Genomic DNA, 15,715 nt, shown 5'->3' with positions numbered 1-15,715 from the left:
GCCCCCACAGCCGAACTTCTCCTGGGGCGTTCGCTGTCGGCTACGACGCCGACGAAACGCCACCCGTCGGCGCCCTCGGAACATTGGCGGACGCTCTCGTGGGCGAGCACGATCTGAGCGCCATGCTCGCCACCGTGCGGCGGGCCCGTCGGGATCTCAGCGTGCCCTGCTCCATTGAGGGGCCGCCCGTCCCTGTGTCGTTCACCTTGGGCGCCCCGGACGACGAGGCCGTCGGGCTCGCTCGAGCCTCTCGCCCACCCCTGGCACTGCGCCCCACACGTCTCGGGCCGACAGGCTCCCCGGCCTTGCATTACACCTTCAGCGACGGCACGGATCCCGACGCGTGGAACCACCTCCACACACTAAAGGGCAACTCAGGAGCACATAAGCGGGGGCGGCAAACGCCCCGGCTTCGTACGATCGCCCCATGAGTACCGCCGACCACCCCGCCCGCTCCCGGCCCCCCGCCCAGTCCCGTGACGACTCCCGGGACGCCGCCGACTTCGACACTCTCGTAGCCGAAGCCGAAGCCGCCCCCACCGAAGGCTGGGACTTCTCGTGGTTCGAGGGGCGGGCCACCGAGGCGCGGCCCTCGTGGGGGTATGCGCGGGCCATGGGGGAGCGGCTCGGGCGGGCCGGGGCCTCGCTCGACATCCAGACCGGGGGCGGGGAAGTGCTCGGCTCCGCGCCCGTGCTGCCGCCCCTCGCCGCCGCGACCGAGGGCTGGCCCCCGAACGTCGCCAAGGCCACCGCCCTGCTGCGGCCCCGCGGCGTGGTCGTCGTGGCCTCCGCCGAGGACGCGCCGCTGCCCTTCGCCGACGGCGCCTTCGACCTCGTCACGAGCCGGCATCCGGTCACTCCGCACTTCGAGGAGATCGCCCGCGTCCTGCGGCCCGGGGGTACGTACTTCGCCCAGCACGTCGGGCCCGCCAGCGTCTTCGAGCTCGTCGAGTTCTTCCTCGGCGAGCAGCCCGCCCACATCAGGGGCGCGCGGGACCCCGAGGGGGAGCGCGCGGCCGCCGAAGCCGCCGGGCTCGACGTCGTCGACCTGCGTGCCGAGCGGCTCCGCATCGAGTTCCTCGACATCGGCGCCGTCGTCCACTTCCTCCGCAAGGTCGTGTGGATGGTGCCCGGCTTCACCGTCGACGCCTACCGGCCCCGGCTGCGCGAGCTGCACCGGAGGATCCTGGACGAGGGAGCGTTCGTCGCCCACAGCACCCGGCATCTCTTCGATGCCCGCAGGTCCTAGGAATTCCCCGGCGGTCCCGGCCGTTGGTCGGTTCGGACGACATTCCTGCAAGGGCGGCACGCGGACGAGGAGTTGCACATGGCCAAGGGCAAGGGACCGTACGTCTGTGGTCTGGACGCCGCCGTCGACGTCGTCGGCGGGAAGTGGAAGCCCTTGATCCTGTGGGCGCTCTACGCGGGCCGGACCCTCCGCTTCGGCGAGCTGCGCCGCCACGTGCCCGGCGTCAGCGAGAAGATGCTGATCCAGCAGCTGCGCGAAATGGAAGCGGACGGGATCGTCCACCGTGAGGTGTACCCGGAGGTGCCGCCCCGCGTCGAGTACTCCCTCACGGAACTCGGCAGCACCCTGAACGAGGCCCTGGGGCCCCTCGGACTCTGGGGCGACAAGAACATGGAGCGGCTCGTCGCCCGGCAGGCCGAGCGGGCGGCTGCCGAGCGGGCCGCCAAGGCGGAGAAGGCTGAGAAAGCGGAGAAGGCCGAGAAGGCGGAGCAGGCGGAGCAGGAGCGGGCCAGGAAAGCGGCCGCCCAAAGGCAGGCGCGGGGCCAGGCGCAGGGGCAGCTCCGGGGGCAGAGCGGGGCCGCAGCCGCGGAACCCGCGCGTGGGGGCGGGGCCTCGCGGCGCGTCGTCGGCGCCTCGCGGGTCGTGCCGCGTCCCCCGACTGCCCGCGGCGACCGCGACGACAGCGGCGTGGCCGCGATCAGCAGCACGCAGGCTCCCTGAGGGCAACCCTCGGCCCATGGCGCCAGAGGGCAAGAAGGAAACGTACGGCGGGAGGCGGGAGGCGGGAGGCGGGAGGCGGGAGGCGAGCGCCGGACAGCGGGCGGCGGGCAGCGGGCGCTGGGCTGCGAGCGCCGGGCGGCGGGCAGCCAGCGGCGAGAAGCGCGCAGCAAGCAGCAAGCAGCAGGCATCGCGCGGCAGGCGGCAGGCACCCGGCACCCGGCACCCGGCACCCGGCACCCGGCACCCGGAAGCCGGCGTCAGGGCTCCGGCACCCGGCACCCGGCACCCGGAAGCCGGCGTCAGGGCTCCGGCACCCGGCACCCGGCACCCGGCCCCCACCCCCCAGCAACAGATAGCGAGATCGTTACCCCCCGTGGCTAGATTCCCCCACCACTCTCCCGTAAGTTCAGACCAACGCTAATTCGCGCCAGCAAAGCTGCGCGGGCGGTGCCGCGCAGTGGAGGGGGCTGCGCGGCCCTGCGTACCCCCTGGCGCCGGGGCGGCGGCCCCGCCGGAGAGGCGGAGGCGTCAAGTCCGAGCCCCGTGCGCCTGTCACTCATCAGGAGTATCGGCCGCCCCGGCCGGATCCCGCCGAGAGGGCCGAAATCCGGTGGGAGAACAGGGTCGGTCAGTCGCCGCGCGATTTCGGAGCGTAGTTGTGGCACGCCGATGCACCCCGAACCACTTACGAAGGGTTATGGTGGAAACCCCCCCTCGGGCCGGTCCGTCTCCCCCCCCACGGACCGGCCCGTTTTTTTGCGCCCGTTCCCCGTGCCCCGCAAGGGGCGCTACCCCGTGCCCCGCAAGGGGCGCGGGGAACGGCGCGCTCAGCCACAACAGAGCCGCGGACGCCGAGCGCACAGTGACCGGGCAGACGCGTCCGCGGCAGGCATCCCGCACGCCGAGCGCGCAGCTCCCCGCGCCCCCGGCGAGAACCCTCAGGCCCGACCGGCCCAGATGTTCGTCCCCGGCGTCGACACCGCGAACGTGTCGATCTCCGCGAGCTCCGCGTCCGTGAGCTTCGGGCCCGCCAGAGCCGCCACGTTCTCCTCCAGCTGCTGCACGCTGGACGCGCCGATGAGCGCCGACGTCATGCGCTCGTCCCGGAGGACCCAGTTCAGCGCCAGTTGCGCCAGCGACTGACCCCGTCGGGCGGCGATGTCGTTCAGGCCATTGAGGCGGCGGACGACCTCGTCGCTCAGCAGCTCCGGGTTCAGGGACTTGCCCTGCGTCGCGCGCGAACCCTCGGGGATGCCCTTCAGGTACTTGTTCGTCAGCAGGCCCTGCGCGAGCGGCACGAAGGAGATGCAGCCCATCCCGGCCGCCTCCAGCGTGTCGAGCAGACCGTCGTCCTCGGTCCAGCGGTTGATCATCGAGTACGAGGGCTGATGGATGAGCGGGCGCACACCCATCTCGCGCAGCAGGCGTGCCGCCTCCGCGGTCTGCTCGCTGGTGTACGAGGAGACGCCGACGTACAGCGCCTTGCCCTGCTGGACCGCGGACGCGAGCGCGCCCATGGTCTCCTCCAGCGGGGTGTCGGGGTCGAAGCGGTGCGAGTAGAAGATGTCGACGTAGTCCAGGCCCATGCGCTCCAGGGAGGCGTCGAGGGAGGACAGCAGGTACTTGCGGGAGCCCCACTCGCCGTACGGGCCGGGGTGCATGAGGTAGCCGGCCTTGGTGGAGACGACCAGTTCGTCGCGGTAGGGCGCGAAGTCCTGGGCGAAGAGCTTGCCGAAGTTCAGCTCCGCGCTGCCGGCCGGGGGACCGTAGTTGTTCGCCAGGTCGAAGTGCGTGACGCCCAGGTCGAAGGCGCGGCGCAGGATGGCGCGCTGGGAGTCGAGGGTGCGGTCGTCGCCGAAGTTGTGCCACAGGCCGAGGGAGACGGCGGGGAGCTGAAGCCCGCTGTGGCCACTGCGCCGGTACTCCATGGAGTCGTAACGATCCGTTGCTGCGCGGTACGCGGAGGTGTCGTTCATGAGGACGAAGCTACTTCAGCGGAACCGCGAAACGGCTCCCGGGCGTCTCCGCGTACGGCGGTCGAGCGCGGCACCCGCGCACGCCGGTCGCGTGCACCGGTCGCACGCGCCGGTCGCGCACGGCAGCCGCACGCGGCTGTCGCCCTTGCCCGCCCGGCACATGGGGAACGCGCCCCCTCCGGCAGCGGTACGCTTTCGCCTTCGGGGCCTGCCGTCCGTGTGACGGGGGCCGACACCTGTGGTGTGTCTCCCCATGTCCCGGTGTCCCGTGTGTCCCCGGAGGCAGGTCCACACGCTCCGGGCCCCCGGCCGGTCGGCACCCGAGGCAGCGGTCAACTTTCGTGAGAGGTGGAATTCCGTGAGCTTGCGCGACCTGGTGTACGGACTTTACGCACGCCGGGTGGAAGGCCGCCTCGACCACGACCAGGTGCCCAAGCACATCGGCGTCATCCTCGACGGCAACCGCCGCTGGGCCAAGGCCTCGGGCGGCACCACGGCCCAGGGCCACCAGGCGGGCGCGTACAAGATCGAGGAGTTCCTCGGCTGGTGCGCCGAGACCGATGTCGAGGTCGTCACGCTGTGGATGCTGTCCACGGACAACTTCGACCGCCCCGAGGAGGAGCTGGTCCCGCTCCTCGGCATCATCGAGGACACCGTACGCAGCCTCGTCGACGACGGCCGCTGGCGCGTCCACCACGTCGGCGCGCTCGACCTGCTGCCCTCCCGCACCCAGGCCGTCCTCAAGGAGGCCGAGCAGGCCACGCACACCCGCACCGGAATACTGGTCAACGTCGCCGTGGGCTACGGCGGCCGCCAGGAGATCGCCGACGCCGTCCGCTCCCTGCTCCTCGACCACGCCGAGCGCGGCACCTCCATCGAGGACATCGCCGAGAGCGTCGACGTCGAGCAGATCTCGAAACACCTCTATACGAGTGGCCAGCCCGACCCCGATCTGGTCATCCGTACGAGTGGAGAACAACGGCTTTCCGGCTTCATGCTCTGGCAGTCCGCCCACTCCGAGTACTACTTCTGCGAAGTCTTCTGGCCGGCCTTCCGAAAGGTCGACTTCCTGCGTGCCCTGCGTGATTACGCGGCGCGCCACCGCCGTTACGGCGGATGACCCCACGGTGCTGACGAGGTCGCGGTAACCAGGAGTTAACCAACGCGCCGTCATATGCCATGGCATGGCTGCGCTTGTTCGAGGGAATACCCCATGCAGGTCGGCGCCCGATTCACGGACGCCGTATCTCAGCGGACGGCACGGGGCCGTCCGCCCGGGAGGCCCTTTGCGCCAGGACGACCGCGCGCCGAGCGCGGACGACAGGGAGGGCCGGTGCACGGCCCGCGCAGGGTGGCCAGGCACCGGCCCAGTTCCCTCCGTCGCTCCCCGACCTCATCCGAGGGGGTACGTCCTTCCGTGGTGACCAGCACAAAGCGCCAGCAAGGCCGGCGCACCTATGTTCTCGACACCAGCGTTCTGCTCGCCGACCCGAACGCCCTGTCCCGCTTCGACGAGCACGAAGTCGTGCTGCCGATCGTCGTGGTGACGGAGCTTGAGGCCAAGCGGCACCACCCCGAGCTCGGCTACTTCGCCCGGCAGGCACTGCGCCTGCTCGACGACTGCCGGATCCGCTTCGGGCGCCTGGACGCGCCGATTCCGACCGGCGACCTGGGCGGCACGCTGCGCGTCGAGCTCAACCACTCCGACCCCGGCGTGCTCCCGGCCGGTTACCGCCTGGGCGACAACGACTCGCGCATCCTCGCCGTGGCCCGCAACCTCCAGGCGGAGGGGTACGACGTCACGGTCGTCTCCAAGGACCTGCCGCTCAGAATCAAGGCGTCGTCCGTCGGCCTCCTCGCCGAGGAGTACCGCGCGGAACTCGCCATCACGGACGCCTCCGGTTGGACCGGTATGTCCGAGCTGACCCTTTCGGGGGAGCAGGTCGACCTCCTCTTCGAGTCGGAGACGCTGTACGTCCCCGAGGTCGCGGACCTGCCCGTGCACACGGGCCTGACCATCCAGTCCGAGCGCGGGAAGGCGCTCGGCCGCATCAGCCCCGAGGGCAATGTGCGCCTCGTGCGCGGCGACCGGGAGGCCTTCGGCCTCAAGGGCCGCAGCGCGGAGCAGCGCATCGCCCTCGATCTGCTCCTCGACCCGGACGTCGGCATCATGTCGATGGGCGGCCGCGCGGGCACCGGCAAGTCGGCGCTCGCCCTGTGCGCGGGCCTGGAAGCGGTCCTGGAGCGGCGTCAGCACCAGAAGGTGATGGTCTTCCGGCCGCTGTACGCGGTGGGCGGGCAGGAGCTCGGCTATCTGCCGGGCACCGAGGCCGAGAAGATGGGGCCGTGGGCGCAGGCGGTCTTCGACACCCTCGGGTCGGTGGCAGGCAAGGAGGTCATCGAGGAGGTCTCGGCCCGCGGCATGCTGGAGGTCCTGCCGCTGACCCACATCCGCGGCCGCTCGCTGCACGACGCCTTCGTGATCGTGGACGAGGCCCAATCCCTGGAACGGAACGTGCTGTTGACCGTTCTGTCCAGGATCGGGGCGAATTCCCGTGTCGTGCTGACCCATGACGTCGCCCAGCGCGACAACCTCAGGGTGGGCCGGTACGACGGAGTGGTCGCCGTCATCGAGAAGCTGAAGGGCCATCCGCTCTTCGCCCACGTCACCCTCACCCGGTCCGAGAGGTCGCAGATCGCGGCGCTCGTGACCGAAATGCTGGAGGACGTACAGATCTGACGGTTCTGATGGTGCGGTTGGCGCCGCCCGGCGAAGCGAGTGAGCCTAGCCGGGCGGCGTCTTGGTGTGCCGGTGTTTCCGGAAAACTCATGGGGCAAACGAGGTGTGAGCTTTCCCACGCAACGCAGAATTGCCTCGCGGCGTCTCGCTACGGCAGAGTCTGGGTCCTGTCAGGCCCCGCATACGGCACTCCTGTACCCCCAGCGGTACGGAACAACAGAACTTCATAGTGGTTGCCGTATGCCGCCCGAGCACCAAGCGGCGCTCCTGTCCCAGGAGTTGTCCACCGGGCCCGCGCCTCCCGTGACCGATGTACCCAGCGGAGGCCAGCGCCAGGGGCACGATTGCGTCCGCGGGGTCACCTATGCGGGCGATGCTGGAAGGAAACCGTGTGAGCCGGATTTCGGTCCGGGGATTCGCAGTGGCGTCGGCCACCGCGGTCACCACCGTCGGCGCCGTCGTGGGCGTTGCCTCGGGCAACACCCAGTCCTCGAGCTCGAACGACCTCGAGGCCACGGCAAGCGACGCGACTCTCCTCGCAGACATACCCGCGGGTCAGCACGCCCAGGTGCAGACCACGTCCGTGGCGCAGCAGGCCGACGCCCAGGCGATGGCCGCCGACACGGCCGCGAAGAAGTCCGCCGCGGAGTCCGCGCGCAAGCAGGCGGCCAAGGACGCCGTCGCCAAGCAGCAGGCAGCCGAGAAGGCCGAGAAGGCCGCCAAGGAAGCCGCGGAGCAGAAGGCCAAGGAGAAGAAGGAGCGCGAGGAGGAGGCCAAGAAGACGGCCAGCCGCTCGTCCTCCCGTGACGCCTCGGACTTCGCGCCGCAGAGCTCCTACTCCGTCTCGCAGGTCCAGTCGATGGCACGGCAGATGGTGCCCGGCGGCCAGTTCCAGTGTTTCAGCAACATCGTGAACCACGAGTCGACCTGGAACTACAAGGCCACCAACGCCTCCTCCGGCGCCTACGGCCTCGTCCAGGCGCTGCCCGCCTCGAAGATGTCCTCGGCGGGCGCCGACTGGCGGACGAATCCGGCCACCCAGATCAAGTGGGGCCTGAACTACATGAACGACCGCTACGGCAGCCCCTGCGGCGCCTGGGAGTTCTGGCAGGCGAACCACTACTACTGATGGTGCCTGCGCTCAACCTTCAGGGACCCCTCACCGTCCTACGGTGAGGGGTTCCGTCCGTGTACGGTCGGTCCGAACAGCTCCCCGAGGCAGCCGGGGGACAGCCGGTGGGGAATGACGGGGGTAGAGGACGGATCATGGCGCGAGTTCCAGGGTGGCGCGGCCGTGTGGGCTCCGCGCTGACCAGGATGGGAGACCGCCTCAGCGGGGGCGGCAGCAGTGCGGACGCGGCGGCGCGGGAGCCCTCCGGTGCCGCCGGGCGAGAAGCCCCGGCCGACACACCGGTGGCCGACGCGGTGCCTTCCGAGGACGCCTCGACCAACGGCGCCTCGACCACCGGGTCGTCGGTGCCCGAGGAGTCCGGGGAGCCCGAGCCGTCGGAGAAGGCGGTCGGCGGGGGCACGAGCGTCGCCGTCGCCGCCCCGCCGAAGCTGTCGCTGCGCAAGCGGTACGCGGACCGGGTGCGGGCCGCCCAGGCGGCCTCCGAGGCCGACGACCTGGCGGACGGCCCCGGCGGGTCCGCGGCCGACGGCGCCGATTCCGCCGACGGCACCGACCAGGTGCCCGCCCCGCCCACCTACGCGCCCGACATAGGGGCCCGCCCCGACCCCGTCGCCGCCGTGCCCTGGGGTATGCGCGTCGCCGCCGAGGCCGGCTGGCGGCTGCTGGTCCTCGCCGGCACCGTCTGGGTCCTGATGAGGGTCATCAGCGCGGTGCAGCTGGTCGTCTTCGCCTTCGTCGCCGCGCTGCTCATCACCGCGCTGCTCCAGCCGACGGTGGCCCGCCTCAAGCGGCTCGGGCTCCCCCAGGGACTCGCCACGGTGGCCACCGCCGTACTCGGCTTCGTGATCATGGGGCTTGTGGGCTGGTTCGTGGTCTGGCAGGTCATGGAGAACGTGGACACGCTCTCCAGCCAAGTCCAGGACGGCATCGAGGACTTGCGGAAGTGGCTGCTCAACAGCCCCTTCCACGTCACCGAGGACCAGATCAACGACATCGCCAAGTCGCTGCGCGAGGCCGTCGGCGCCAACTCCGAGGAGATCACCTCCGCCGGGCTCGAAGGCGTCACCGTCATCATGGAGGCGCTCACCGGCATCCTCCTCGCGATGTTCTCCACGCTCTTCCTGCTGTACGACGGGCCGCGCATCTGGAAGTGGTTCCTGAAGCTGGTGCCCGCCGCGGCGCGGCCCGGTGTCGCGGGTGCGGGGCCGCGGGCGTGGCGGACGCTCACCGCCTATGTGCGGGGCACGGTGATAGTGGCGCTCATCGACGCCGTGTTCATCGGCGTCGGCATCTACTTCCTCGGCGTGCCGATGGCCGTGCCGCTCGCCGTCTTCATCTTCCTGTTCGCGTTCATCCCGCTCGTGGGCGCGGTCGTCTCGGGCGCCCTGGCCGTGGTGGTCGCGCTCGTCACGCACGGCGTGTTCACGGCCCTGATGACGCTGATCGTCGTGCTCGCCGTGCAGCAGATCGAGGGCCACATCCTGCAACCGTTCATCCTCGGCCGGGCGGTGGCCGTGCATCCGCTGGCCGTGGTGCTCTCCGTGGCCGCGGGCGGGATGGTCGCCGGGATCGGCGGGGCCGTGGTCGCGGTGCCGCTCGTCGCTGTGACGAACACGGTGGTCGGGTACCTCCGCGCGTACGCCAGGGAGGCGGCCCTCAAACAGGCCCCGCAGCCGCGGGGTGCGACGGCTTCCGAGCTGGCGCCCGCCCGTTCGGAGACCCCCGAGTCCTGACGACCGGTCTCGTTCTCGGCTTTCCGCCGGGGGCGCTTCATCGGCCTGGCGGCCTCGTCCTCAAACGCCGGACGGGCTGTTCCCCGCCCGCCTTTTCTCCCCGGCGGGCGGCAGTGGATCTTTTGAGCCCGTCCGGCGATTGAGGACGAGGCCGCAGGCCGATCCGCGCGGTCACACATGTAGGGCCCCGCTCACCGAAGGAGCGGGGCCCTACATATGTCGGAGGAAGCGCGCCTGCTAGGCGAGATGCGCCTCGGAGTCCAGGGTGACGCCCACCGCCTGGATCACGGCGGCGATCTTGAAGGCTTCCTGGATCGTCTCGCGGTCGACACCGGCCTTGCGCAGGACCTGCTCGTGCGAGTCGAGGCACTGGCCACAGCCGTTGATCGCGGAGACCGCGAGGGACCACAGCTCGAAGTCGACCTTCTCGACGCCCGGGTTGCCGATGACGTTCATCCGCAGACCGGCGCGCAGCGTCCCGTACTCCGGGTCGGAGAGCAGGTGCCGCGTGCGGTAGAAGACGTTGTTCATCGCCATGACGGCGGCGGCCGACTTGGCGGCGGTGTACGCCTCGGGGGAGAGGTTCGCCTTCGCCTCGGGCTCCAGCTCGCGCAGCACCTTCGGGGAGCGGGACGCGATGGCGCAGGCCAGCACGGTGCCCCACAGCTGCTGCTGCGGCAGGTCGCTGTTGCCGATGACCGAGCCGAGGTTCAGCTTCAGGTCCTTGGCGTAGTCCGGTACGGCGGACTTCAGTTCGTCGAGTGCCATGTCAGTCAGCCTCCGTTCACTCGCCGGAGAGCAGCGCGACCGGGTCGAGGGTCTCGTCGCCCTTGCTCCAGTTGCAGGGGCAGAGCTCGTCGGTCTGGAGGGCGTCGAGGACCCGGAGGACCTCCTTGGGGTTACGGCCCACGGAACCGGCGGTCACCATCGTGAACTGGATCTCGTTGTTCTGGTCCACGATGAAGACGGCACGCTGCGCGAAGCCGTCCTCGCCCTCGATGCCGAGCGCGCGCATGAGCTCGTGCTTGGAGTCGGCCAGCATCGGGAAGGGCAGGTCGGTCAGGTCCGGGTGGTCCTTGCGCCAGGCGTGGTGCACGAACTCGGAGTCGCCGGAGAAGCCGAGGACCTGCGCGTCACGGTCGGCGAACTCGTCGTTCAGCTTGCCGAACGCGGCGATCTCGGTCGGGCACACGAAGGTGAAGTCCTTGGGCCACGCGAAGACGATCTTCCACTTGCCCTCGTAGGTCTTGTGGTTGATCTGCTCGAACTCCTTGCCCGCCTCCAGCGAGACACAGGCAGTCAGGTCGAACTCGGGGAACTTGTCACCGACAGTGAGCACACGTACTCCTTGCAGCGGAGGAGCCCGGTAAGGGGCTCCAAGGGGTTGGACTGCTTGCGATCGTGGCACAGAGTGCATTGATTAGGGAAATAGCTACACTCGGTCGTGTTGATCGGAGGGAGCTATCAGTGCGAGCCATAAATAGGGGTAAGCAGCCCAGCCTGGCGCAGCTGCGTGCCTTCGCGGCCGTGGCCGAGCATCTGCACTTCAGGGACGCGGCGGCAGCAATCGGGATGAGTCAGCCCGCGCTGTCCGGTGCCGTCTCGGCCCTGGAGGAGGCACTGGGTGTCCAGCTCCTGGAGCGCACCACCCGCAAGGTGCTGCTCTCCCCGGCGGGGGAGCGGCTCGCGGTGCGCGCGAAGGCGGTGCTCGACGAGGTCGAGGCGCTGATGGAGGAGGCCGACGCGGTGAAGGCGCCGTTCACCGGTGCGCTGCGGCTCGGGGTGATCCCGACGGTGGCGCCGTATCTGCTGCCGACGGTCCTCGGGCTCGTCCACGAGAGGTATCCGGACCTGGATCTCCAGGTGCACGAGGAGCAGACGTCGTCGCTGCTCGACGGCCTCGCGGCGGGGCGGCTCGACCTGTTGCTCCTCGCCGTGCCGCTCGGGGTGCCCGGCGTCACAGAACTGCCGCTCTTCGACGAGGACTTCGTTCTCGTCACACCGCTCGACCACTGGCTCGGCGGCCGCGAGGGCATCCCGCGCGAGGCGCTGCGCGAGCTGAACCTGCTGCTCCTCGACGAGGGGCACTGCCTGCGGGACCAGGCCCTGGACATCTGCCGGGAGGCGGGACGAGCGGACGCGCCGGTCACCACGACCGCCGCCGGGCTCTCCACGCTCGTCCAGCTAGTCGCGGGCGGCCTCGGCGTGACGCTCCTGCCGCGCACCGCCGTCCGCGTGGAGACGAGCCGCAGCAGCCAGCTCCTCACCGGCTACTTCGCCGATCCCGCGCCGACGCGTCAGGTCGCGCTCGCGATGCGTACGGGGGCCGCGCGGGCGGGCGAGTACGAAGAACTCGCCGAAGCTCTCCGCGGGGCCCTGCGACCGTTGCCGGTGCGGGTGCTCTGAGCGGAGAGCCGGGAACGACGGTTGACGGTGGGAGGGTGGGGGCAGCCGCCGCGCGGCGGCGGCGAACGGCGGCCGCTCCCGCGGGCTCACTCCGTACGCAGCCCGTCGGGCCGCATCATCCGCCACAGCGCCGGCAGGCTGAGCAGCGTCACCACAGCGACGAGCGCGGCCCCCGCGGCGCACAGCGGCAGGAACACCAGCCAGTCGGACACGGGCTTCTCCACCATCCGGCACATCACGACCCCGAGGGCCAGACCGCCGGTGATGGCGAGGCCGAGGCCGAGCACCACCGGGACGGCCGTCTGCCACAGCACCGACCAGGCCATCGAGGAGCGGCGGGTGCCGAAGGCGGTCAGAGCCGCGAGGAGCCGCTTGCGCTCCCGGAGTTGCTCCAGGGTCGAGACCAGCATGGACGCCGCGATCAGGAGCATGGTGGCGATCGCCCCGGCCTGAAGGCCCTTCTGCACGGAGGCGTACTGCTTGTCCCGCTCGATCATGCGGATGGTGTACACATCGATCAGCGGGTCGATGTGCGTGGCCGCGTTGCGCACGTACTCCTCCGCGTCCGGGACCTTCGGGTCGGTCTGCACCAGGGCCTCGGTGGACGCGTCCGCCAGCTTCGCCACGTCGATCGCGCCGGGCGTCACGTAGATGCCGTAGTAGTGGTCGCCCACCGGGTCGGGGCGCGAGCTGATCGTGCGGGTCGACTTCGGCAGCGTCCACGGGGCGTGCTTCCCGCGCGCCTTGACCTCGAAGTCGCCCCAGCTCTCGCTGTTGAGGTCCACCTTCTGGCCGGGCCGGGCCGTCTGGTCCACCCACTTGTCAAGTTCACGGTCGCCGGAGTGCACGACGAAGGCGTCGCCGTCCTTGCAGGAGCCGACCCGGGCCAGCTCGCGCAGGGTCGCGCAGGAACCGACCGAGAGCTCCGTGGTGGGCCGCATGTCGTCGGTGCTCTTCAGCTTGCCCGGCTTGACCACGTACGAGGAGACCCGGCCGTTGACGCCCTTGACGCCCTGCACGGCACGGAAGTCGTCGATCATCCGCTGGGCGAGCGCACCGCTGGCCCTCGGGGAGTGGACGTTGAGCTGGGCGCGCCGCGGGTCCTGGTCGGTGGTGGTGTTGAACTCGCTGTGCATGGACGCGAAGAGCATCTGAAGGGCGACCGCGCCCGCGACCGCGACCGTGATGCCGCTGACCGCGCGGGCCGCGGTGCCGCTGCTGAGCTGCAGCCGCCGGGTGGCGAGCTGCCAGGGCACCGGGCCGCCGCGCAGCCGGGCCACGGCCGCCTCGACCAGCCAGGGCATCAGCGTCGCGAGACCCACGAGGGTGAGGGTCGCGCCCGCCGCGATGGTGTACACCTCCACGTCCTCGCCGCCGGTGCGGGTCACCTGGTCCTGGCTGAGCAGGATCAGCAGACCCGCGGCGGGCAGCAGCAGCCGCCACCACAGCCGGCGCTTGCGGGCCGTGGTGCTGCGGACGACGCCCAGCGGCTCGATGGCGACGGCCCGCAGCGAGATCAGGGTGACGAGGACGGACGAGACCGGCACCGCCAGCATGATCAGGACGGCGAGTCCGGGCAGCGGCGTCATGTCGGACGGGAACGCGCTGACCTTCCAGATGTCCACGACGCCGATCAACTGCCGGGCGCCCAGGAAGAACACGGCGCCGAGAACGAGGCCGAGGAGGGCGCCGAACAGCGCCTCGCCCGCCGCGATCCTGCGCACCGCCCGCCGGTCCGCGCCGACCAGGCGCAGCGCCGCGAGCCGCTGGTCGCGCCGGTCGCCGCCGAAGCGCACCGCGGTGCCGATGAAGATGAGCACCGGAGTGAGCAGGACGACGCAGATCAGGACGACGAGCACGACCAGGAGGGGGTCGAGCGGCTCGGCGGGCTGGTCGAAGCCGAAGGACGCGACACGGTGGGCGCCGTCGGCCTTGGAGAGGGAGTCGGAACCGAGGTAGTAGAACAGCTCCTTGGGGCTCATCAGGCCCGCGTCGCCGATGGTGCCCGTGATGCGGTAGTCGGCGAAGCGCTCCTTGAGGAGCTTGCCGCCGGAGCTGTTCATCAGGTCGCGCAGCGCGGGCGAGATCAGCATCTCGCCGGCCTCCGGCATCGTGCCGACGCCCGGCGGGAGAGCCGGGTGGTCGCCGTCGGCGCGCATCATGAGACCGCTGATCTCCGAGTCGCGGTAGTCGGTGCGGGTGTCGACGACCAGGAGCGTGGAGTCGCCGCGCTGGGTCTGCTTGCCGGACATCGCGGCGGCGGGGGTGCGCGCGATCGAGCGGTCGTCGCGGTTGGCGAGCAGGTCGGGCACGGACGCGGCGCCGAGCAGCAGCGCGACGCCGAGGCCCACGCCGACCGCGGTCAGGATCGTGCGCACCCAGCCCTCGCGGCCACCGCCGACCGCGAAGCGTATGCCCATGCCGAGGTCGCGCAGCCAGGCGCGGGCGCCGGTGGGCCCGGTGGGGCCGGGGCGCGGGTCCGTGCCGACGGGCGGCGCGGGCTTCGTACGGGTCGTGCTCATACCAGGCGCTCCATGTCCCGGGACTTGCCGTCGCGGACGACGATCTCGCGGTCGGAGTAGGCGGCGACGCGGGTCTCGTGGGTGACGAGGACGACGGCGGCGTTCGTGGAGCGGGCGGCGTCGGTGAGGAGCTCCATCACCCGCTCGCCGTTGAGGGAGTCGAGCGCGCCGGTGGGCTCGTCGGCGAAGAGGACCCGCGGGCTCGTGACGAGGGCGCGGGCCACGGCGACGCGCTGGCCCTGGCCGCCGGACGCCTGGCCGGGGCGCTTGTCGCGCACGTCGTCGACCTCCAGGCGCTCCATCCAGGTGAGGGCGGTGCGCTCGGCGTCCTTGCGCTTGGCGCCGTTGAGGCGCAGCGGCAGGGCGACGTTCTCCAGGCAGGTGAGCTCCGGGACGAGCTGTCCGAACTGGAAGACGAACCCGAACTCGCTGCGGCGCAGCGCGCTCAGCGCGGCGTCGTTCATGCCCGTCAGGCGCTGTCCGTTGTAGGTGATCTCGCCCGCGTCGGGGCGGACGATGCCGGCGAGGCAGTGCAGGAGTGTGGACTTGCCGGAGCCGGAGGGGCCCATCACGGCGACGACCTCGCCGGGGTGGATGGAGAAGTCGGCACCGTCGAGAGCGGTGGTCGGTCCGTAGACCTTGCGCAGACCGTCGGCGGTCAGCAGGGAACCCGCGGGAGTCATCCGGGGAGCACCTCCTTGGCGAGCTTGCCCAGACGCGCGGAGGTGAGCTCCAGCCAGCGCAGGTCGGCTTCGAGATGGAACAGGGCGTGGTCGCAGATGAGCTGATCGGCGAGATCGCCCTTCCGCTTGCGGTCGGTGAGGATCCGCATCAGGCGCAGATGCTCCGCGCGCTGGGTGTCGAGGATGTCGGCGGCGTCGCGGTGCGTGAGCAGCGCGAGGACGACCTTGGTGTAGAGGGTCGACTGGAGGTACGGCTCGGGCTTCTCCGGCGTCGCGAGCCATCGCTGGACATCGGTGATGCCCGCCTCGGTGATGGCGTACCGCTTGCGCTCGGGGCCTTCGCCCGCCTCTATGCCGTCGACCTCGACGAGGCCGTTCTTCAGCAGGCGGGACATGGTCGAGTAGACCTGGCCGTAGTGCAGCGGCTTGTCGTGCCCGAACTTCTCGTCGAAGGCACGCTTCAGGTCGTAGCCGTGGCGGGGCCCGGATTCGAGGAGCCCGAGAAGGGTGTGACCGATGGACATGCGGAGCACTATACACACCACGTATACCTA

The 15,715-nt window shown here is 70.8% G+C and carries 13 protein-coding genes and 1 pseudogene; 8 read left to right on the top strand and 6 right to left on the bottom strand.

Annotated features, from left to right (window positions below; all coding sequences use genetic code 11):
• Window positions 1-83: 83 nt before the first annotated feature.
• The 3 genes and pseudogenes from GPA10_RS43915 to GPA10_RS01175 form a co-directional block, all read left to right on the top strand.
• Complete coding sequence (locus GPA10_RS43915; protein WP_484600339.1) at window positions 84-431, top strand: DUF6177 family protein; 348 nt, start codon at window positions 84-86, stop codon at window positions 429-431.
• The gene (locus GPA10_RS01180; protein ID WP_157163840.1) at window positions 428-1,249 is read left to right on the top strand and encodes a class I SAM-dependent methyltransferase; all 822 of its coding nucleotides are present in this window, start codon (window positions 428-430) and stop codon (window positions 1,247-1,249) included. The genes GPA10_RS43915 and GPA10_RS01180 overlap by 4 nt, the downstream gene beginning before the upstream one ends.
• A 78-nt stretch (window positions 1,250-1,327) precedes the next feature.
• Window positions 1,328-1,678: pseudogene (locus tag GPA10_RS01175) on the top strand (winged helix-turn-helix transcriptional regulator); the annotation flags it as partial.
• 1,229 nt (window positions 1,679-2,907) lie between these two features.
• Here GPA10_RS01175 and mgrA read toward each other — a convergent pair.
• On the bottom strand, window positions 2,908-3,945 hold the full coding sequence (gene mgrA / locus GPA10_RS01170) for an L-glyceraldehyde 3-phosphate reductase (protein ID WP_058852698.1): 1,038 nt from the start codon (window positions 3,943-3,945) through the stop codon (window positions 2,908-2,910).
• A 358-nt stretch (window positions 3,946-4,303) separates the two neighbouring features.
• Between mgrA and GPA10_RS01165 the strand changes: the two genes are divergently transcribed.
• From GPA10_RS01165 to GPA10_RS01150, 4 genes are all read left to right on the top strand, one after another.
• Window positions 4,304-5,065, top strand: coding sequence for an isoprenyl transferase (locus tag GPA10_RS01165; protein ID WP_030562729.1), 762 nt, complete (start codon window positions 4,304-4,306; stop codon window positions 5,063-5,065).
• Window positions 5,066-5,362: 297 nt separating this feature from the next.
• Window positions 5,363-6,685, top strand: coding sequence for an RNA 5'-3' helicase PhoH2 (phoH2, locus tag GPA10_RS01160; RefSeq protein WP_058852697.1), 1,323 nt, complete (start codon window positions 5,363-5,365; stop codon window positions 6,683-6,685).
• Between the two features lie 391 nt (window positions 6,686-7,076).
• Entirely contained in the window at window positions 7,077-7,814 is a 738-nt protein-coding gene (locus tag GPA10_RS01155) for an aggregation-promoting factor C-terminal-like domain-containing protein (protein ID WP_058852696.1), read from the top strand.
• 137 nt (window positions 7,815-7,951) lie between these two features.
• Window positions 7,952-9,550 carry an AI-2E family transporter gene (locus tag GPA10_RS01150; RefSeq protein WP_246258598.1) on the top strand — a complete coding sequence of 533 codons (1,599 nt, stop codon included), beginning with the start codon at window positions 7,952-7,954 and terminating at the stop codon, window positions 9,548-9,550.
• 237 nt (window positions 9,551-9,787) lie between these two features.
• On the opposite strand, the gene GPA10_RS01145 is transcribed toward GPA10_RS01150, so the two are convergent.
• Window positions 9,788-10,318: an alkyl hydroperoxide reductase gene (locus GPA10_RS01145; RefSeq protein WP_058852695.1), complete on the bottom strand. Its 531-nt coding sequence runs from the start codon at window positions 10,316-10,318 to the stop codon at window positions 9,788-9,790.
• A gap of 16 nt (window positions 10,319-10,334) precedes the next feature.
• Entirely contained in the window at window positions 10,335-10,889 is a 555-nt protein-coding gene (locus GPA10_RS01140) for a peroxiredoxin (protein WP_058852694.1), read from the bottom strand.
• A 128-nt stretch (window positions 10,890-11,017) separates the two neighbouring features.
• Between GPA10_RS01140 and GPA10_RS01135 the strand changes: the two genes are divergently transcribed.
• Window positions 11,018-11,956, top strand: coding sequence for a LysR substrate-binding domain-containing protein (locus tag GPA10_RS01135; RefSeq protein WP_343040160.1), 939 nt, complete (start codon window positions 11,018-11,020; stop codon window positions 11,954-11,956).
• Window positions 11,957-12,042: 86 nt separating this feature from the next.
• Here GPA10_RS01135 and GPA10_RS01130 read toward each other — a convergent pair whose 3' ends face one another.
• The 3 genes from GPA10_RS01130 to GPA10_RS01120 are packed head-to-tail and all read right to left on the bottom strand — an operon-like array spanning window position 12,043 to window position 15,685.
• Window positions 12,043-14,478: an FtsX-like permease family protein gene (locus GPA10_RS01130; RefSeq protein WP_079087107.1), complete on the bottom strand. Its 2,436-nt coding sequence runs from the start codon at window positions 14,476-14,478 to the stop codon at window positions 12,043-12,045.
• Window positions 14,475-15,161 carry an ABC transporter ATP-binding protein gene (locus GPA10_RS01125; RefSeq protein ID WP_058852692.1) on the bottom strand — a complete coding sequence of 229 codons (687 nt, stop codon included), beginning with the start codon at window positions 15,159-15,161 and terminating at the stop codon, window positions 14,475-14,477. Before GPA10_RS01125 ends, GPA10_RS01130 begins: the two co-directional genes overlap by 4 nt.
• Window positions 15,158-15,685 (bottom strand): PadR family transcriptional regulator, encoded by a 528-nt coding sequence (locus tag GPA10_RS01120; RefSeq protein ID WP_058852691.1) that lies wholly within the window; start codon window positions 15,683-15,685, stop codon window positions 15,158-15,160. The genes GPA10_RS01125 and GPA10_RS01120 overlap by 4 nt, the downstream gene beginning before the upstream one ends.
• Between the last annotated feature and the right edge of the window lie 30 nt (window positions 15,686-15,715).

The organism is Streptomyces typhae, assembly GCF_009755605.1.
Classification (GTDB): Bacteria; Actinomycetota; Actinomycetes; order Streptomycetales; family Streptomycetaceae; genus Streptomyces; species Streptomyces typhae.
The sequence above is the reverse complement of the archived record's forward strand: the minus strand, read 5'-3'. Positions and strand labels throughout refer to the sequence as shown.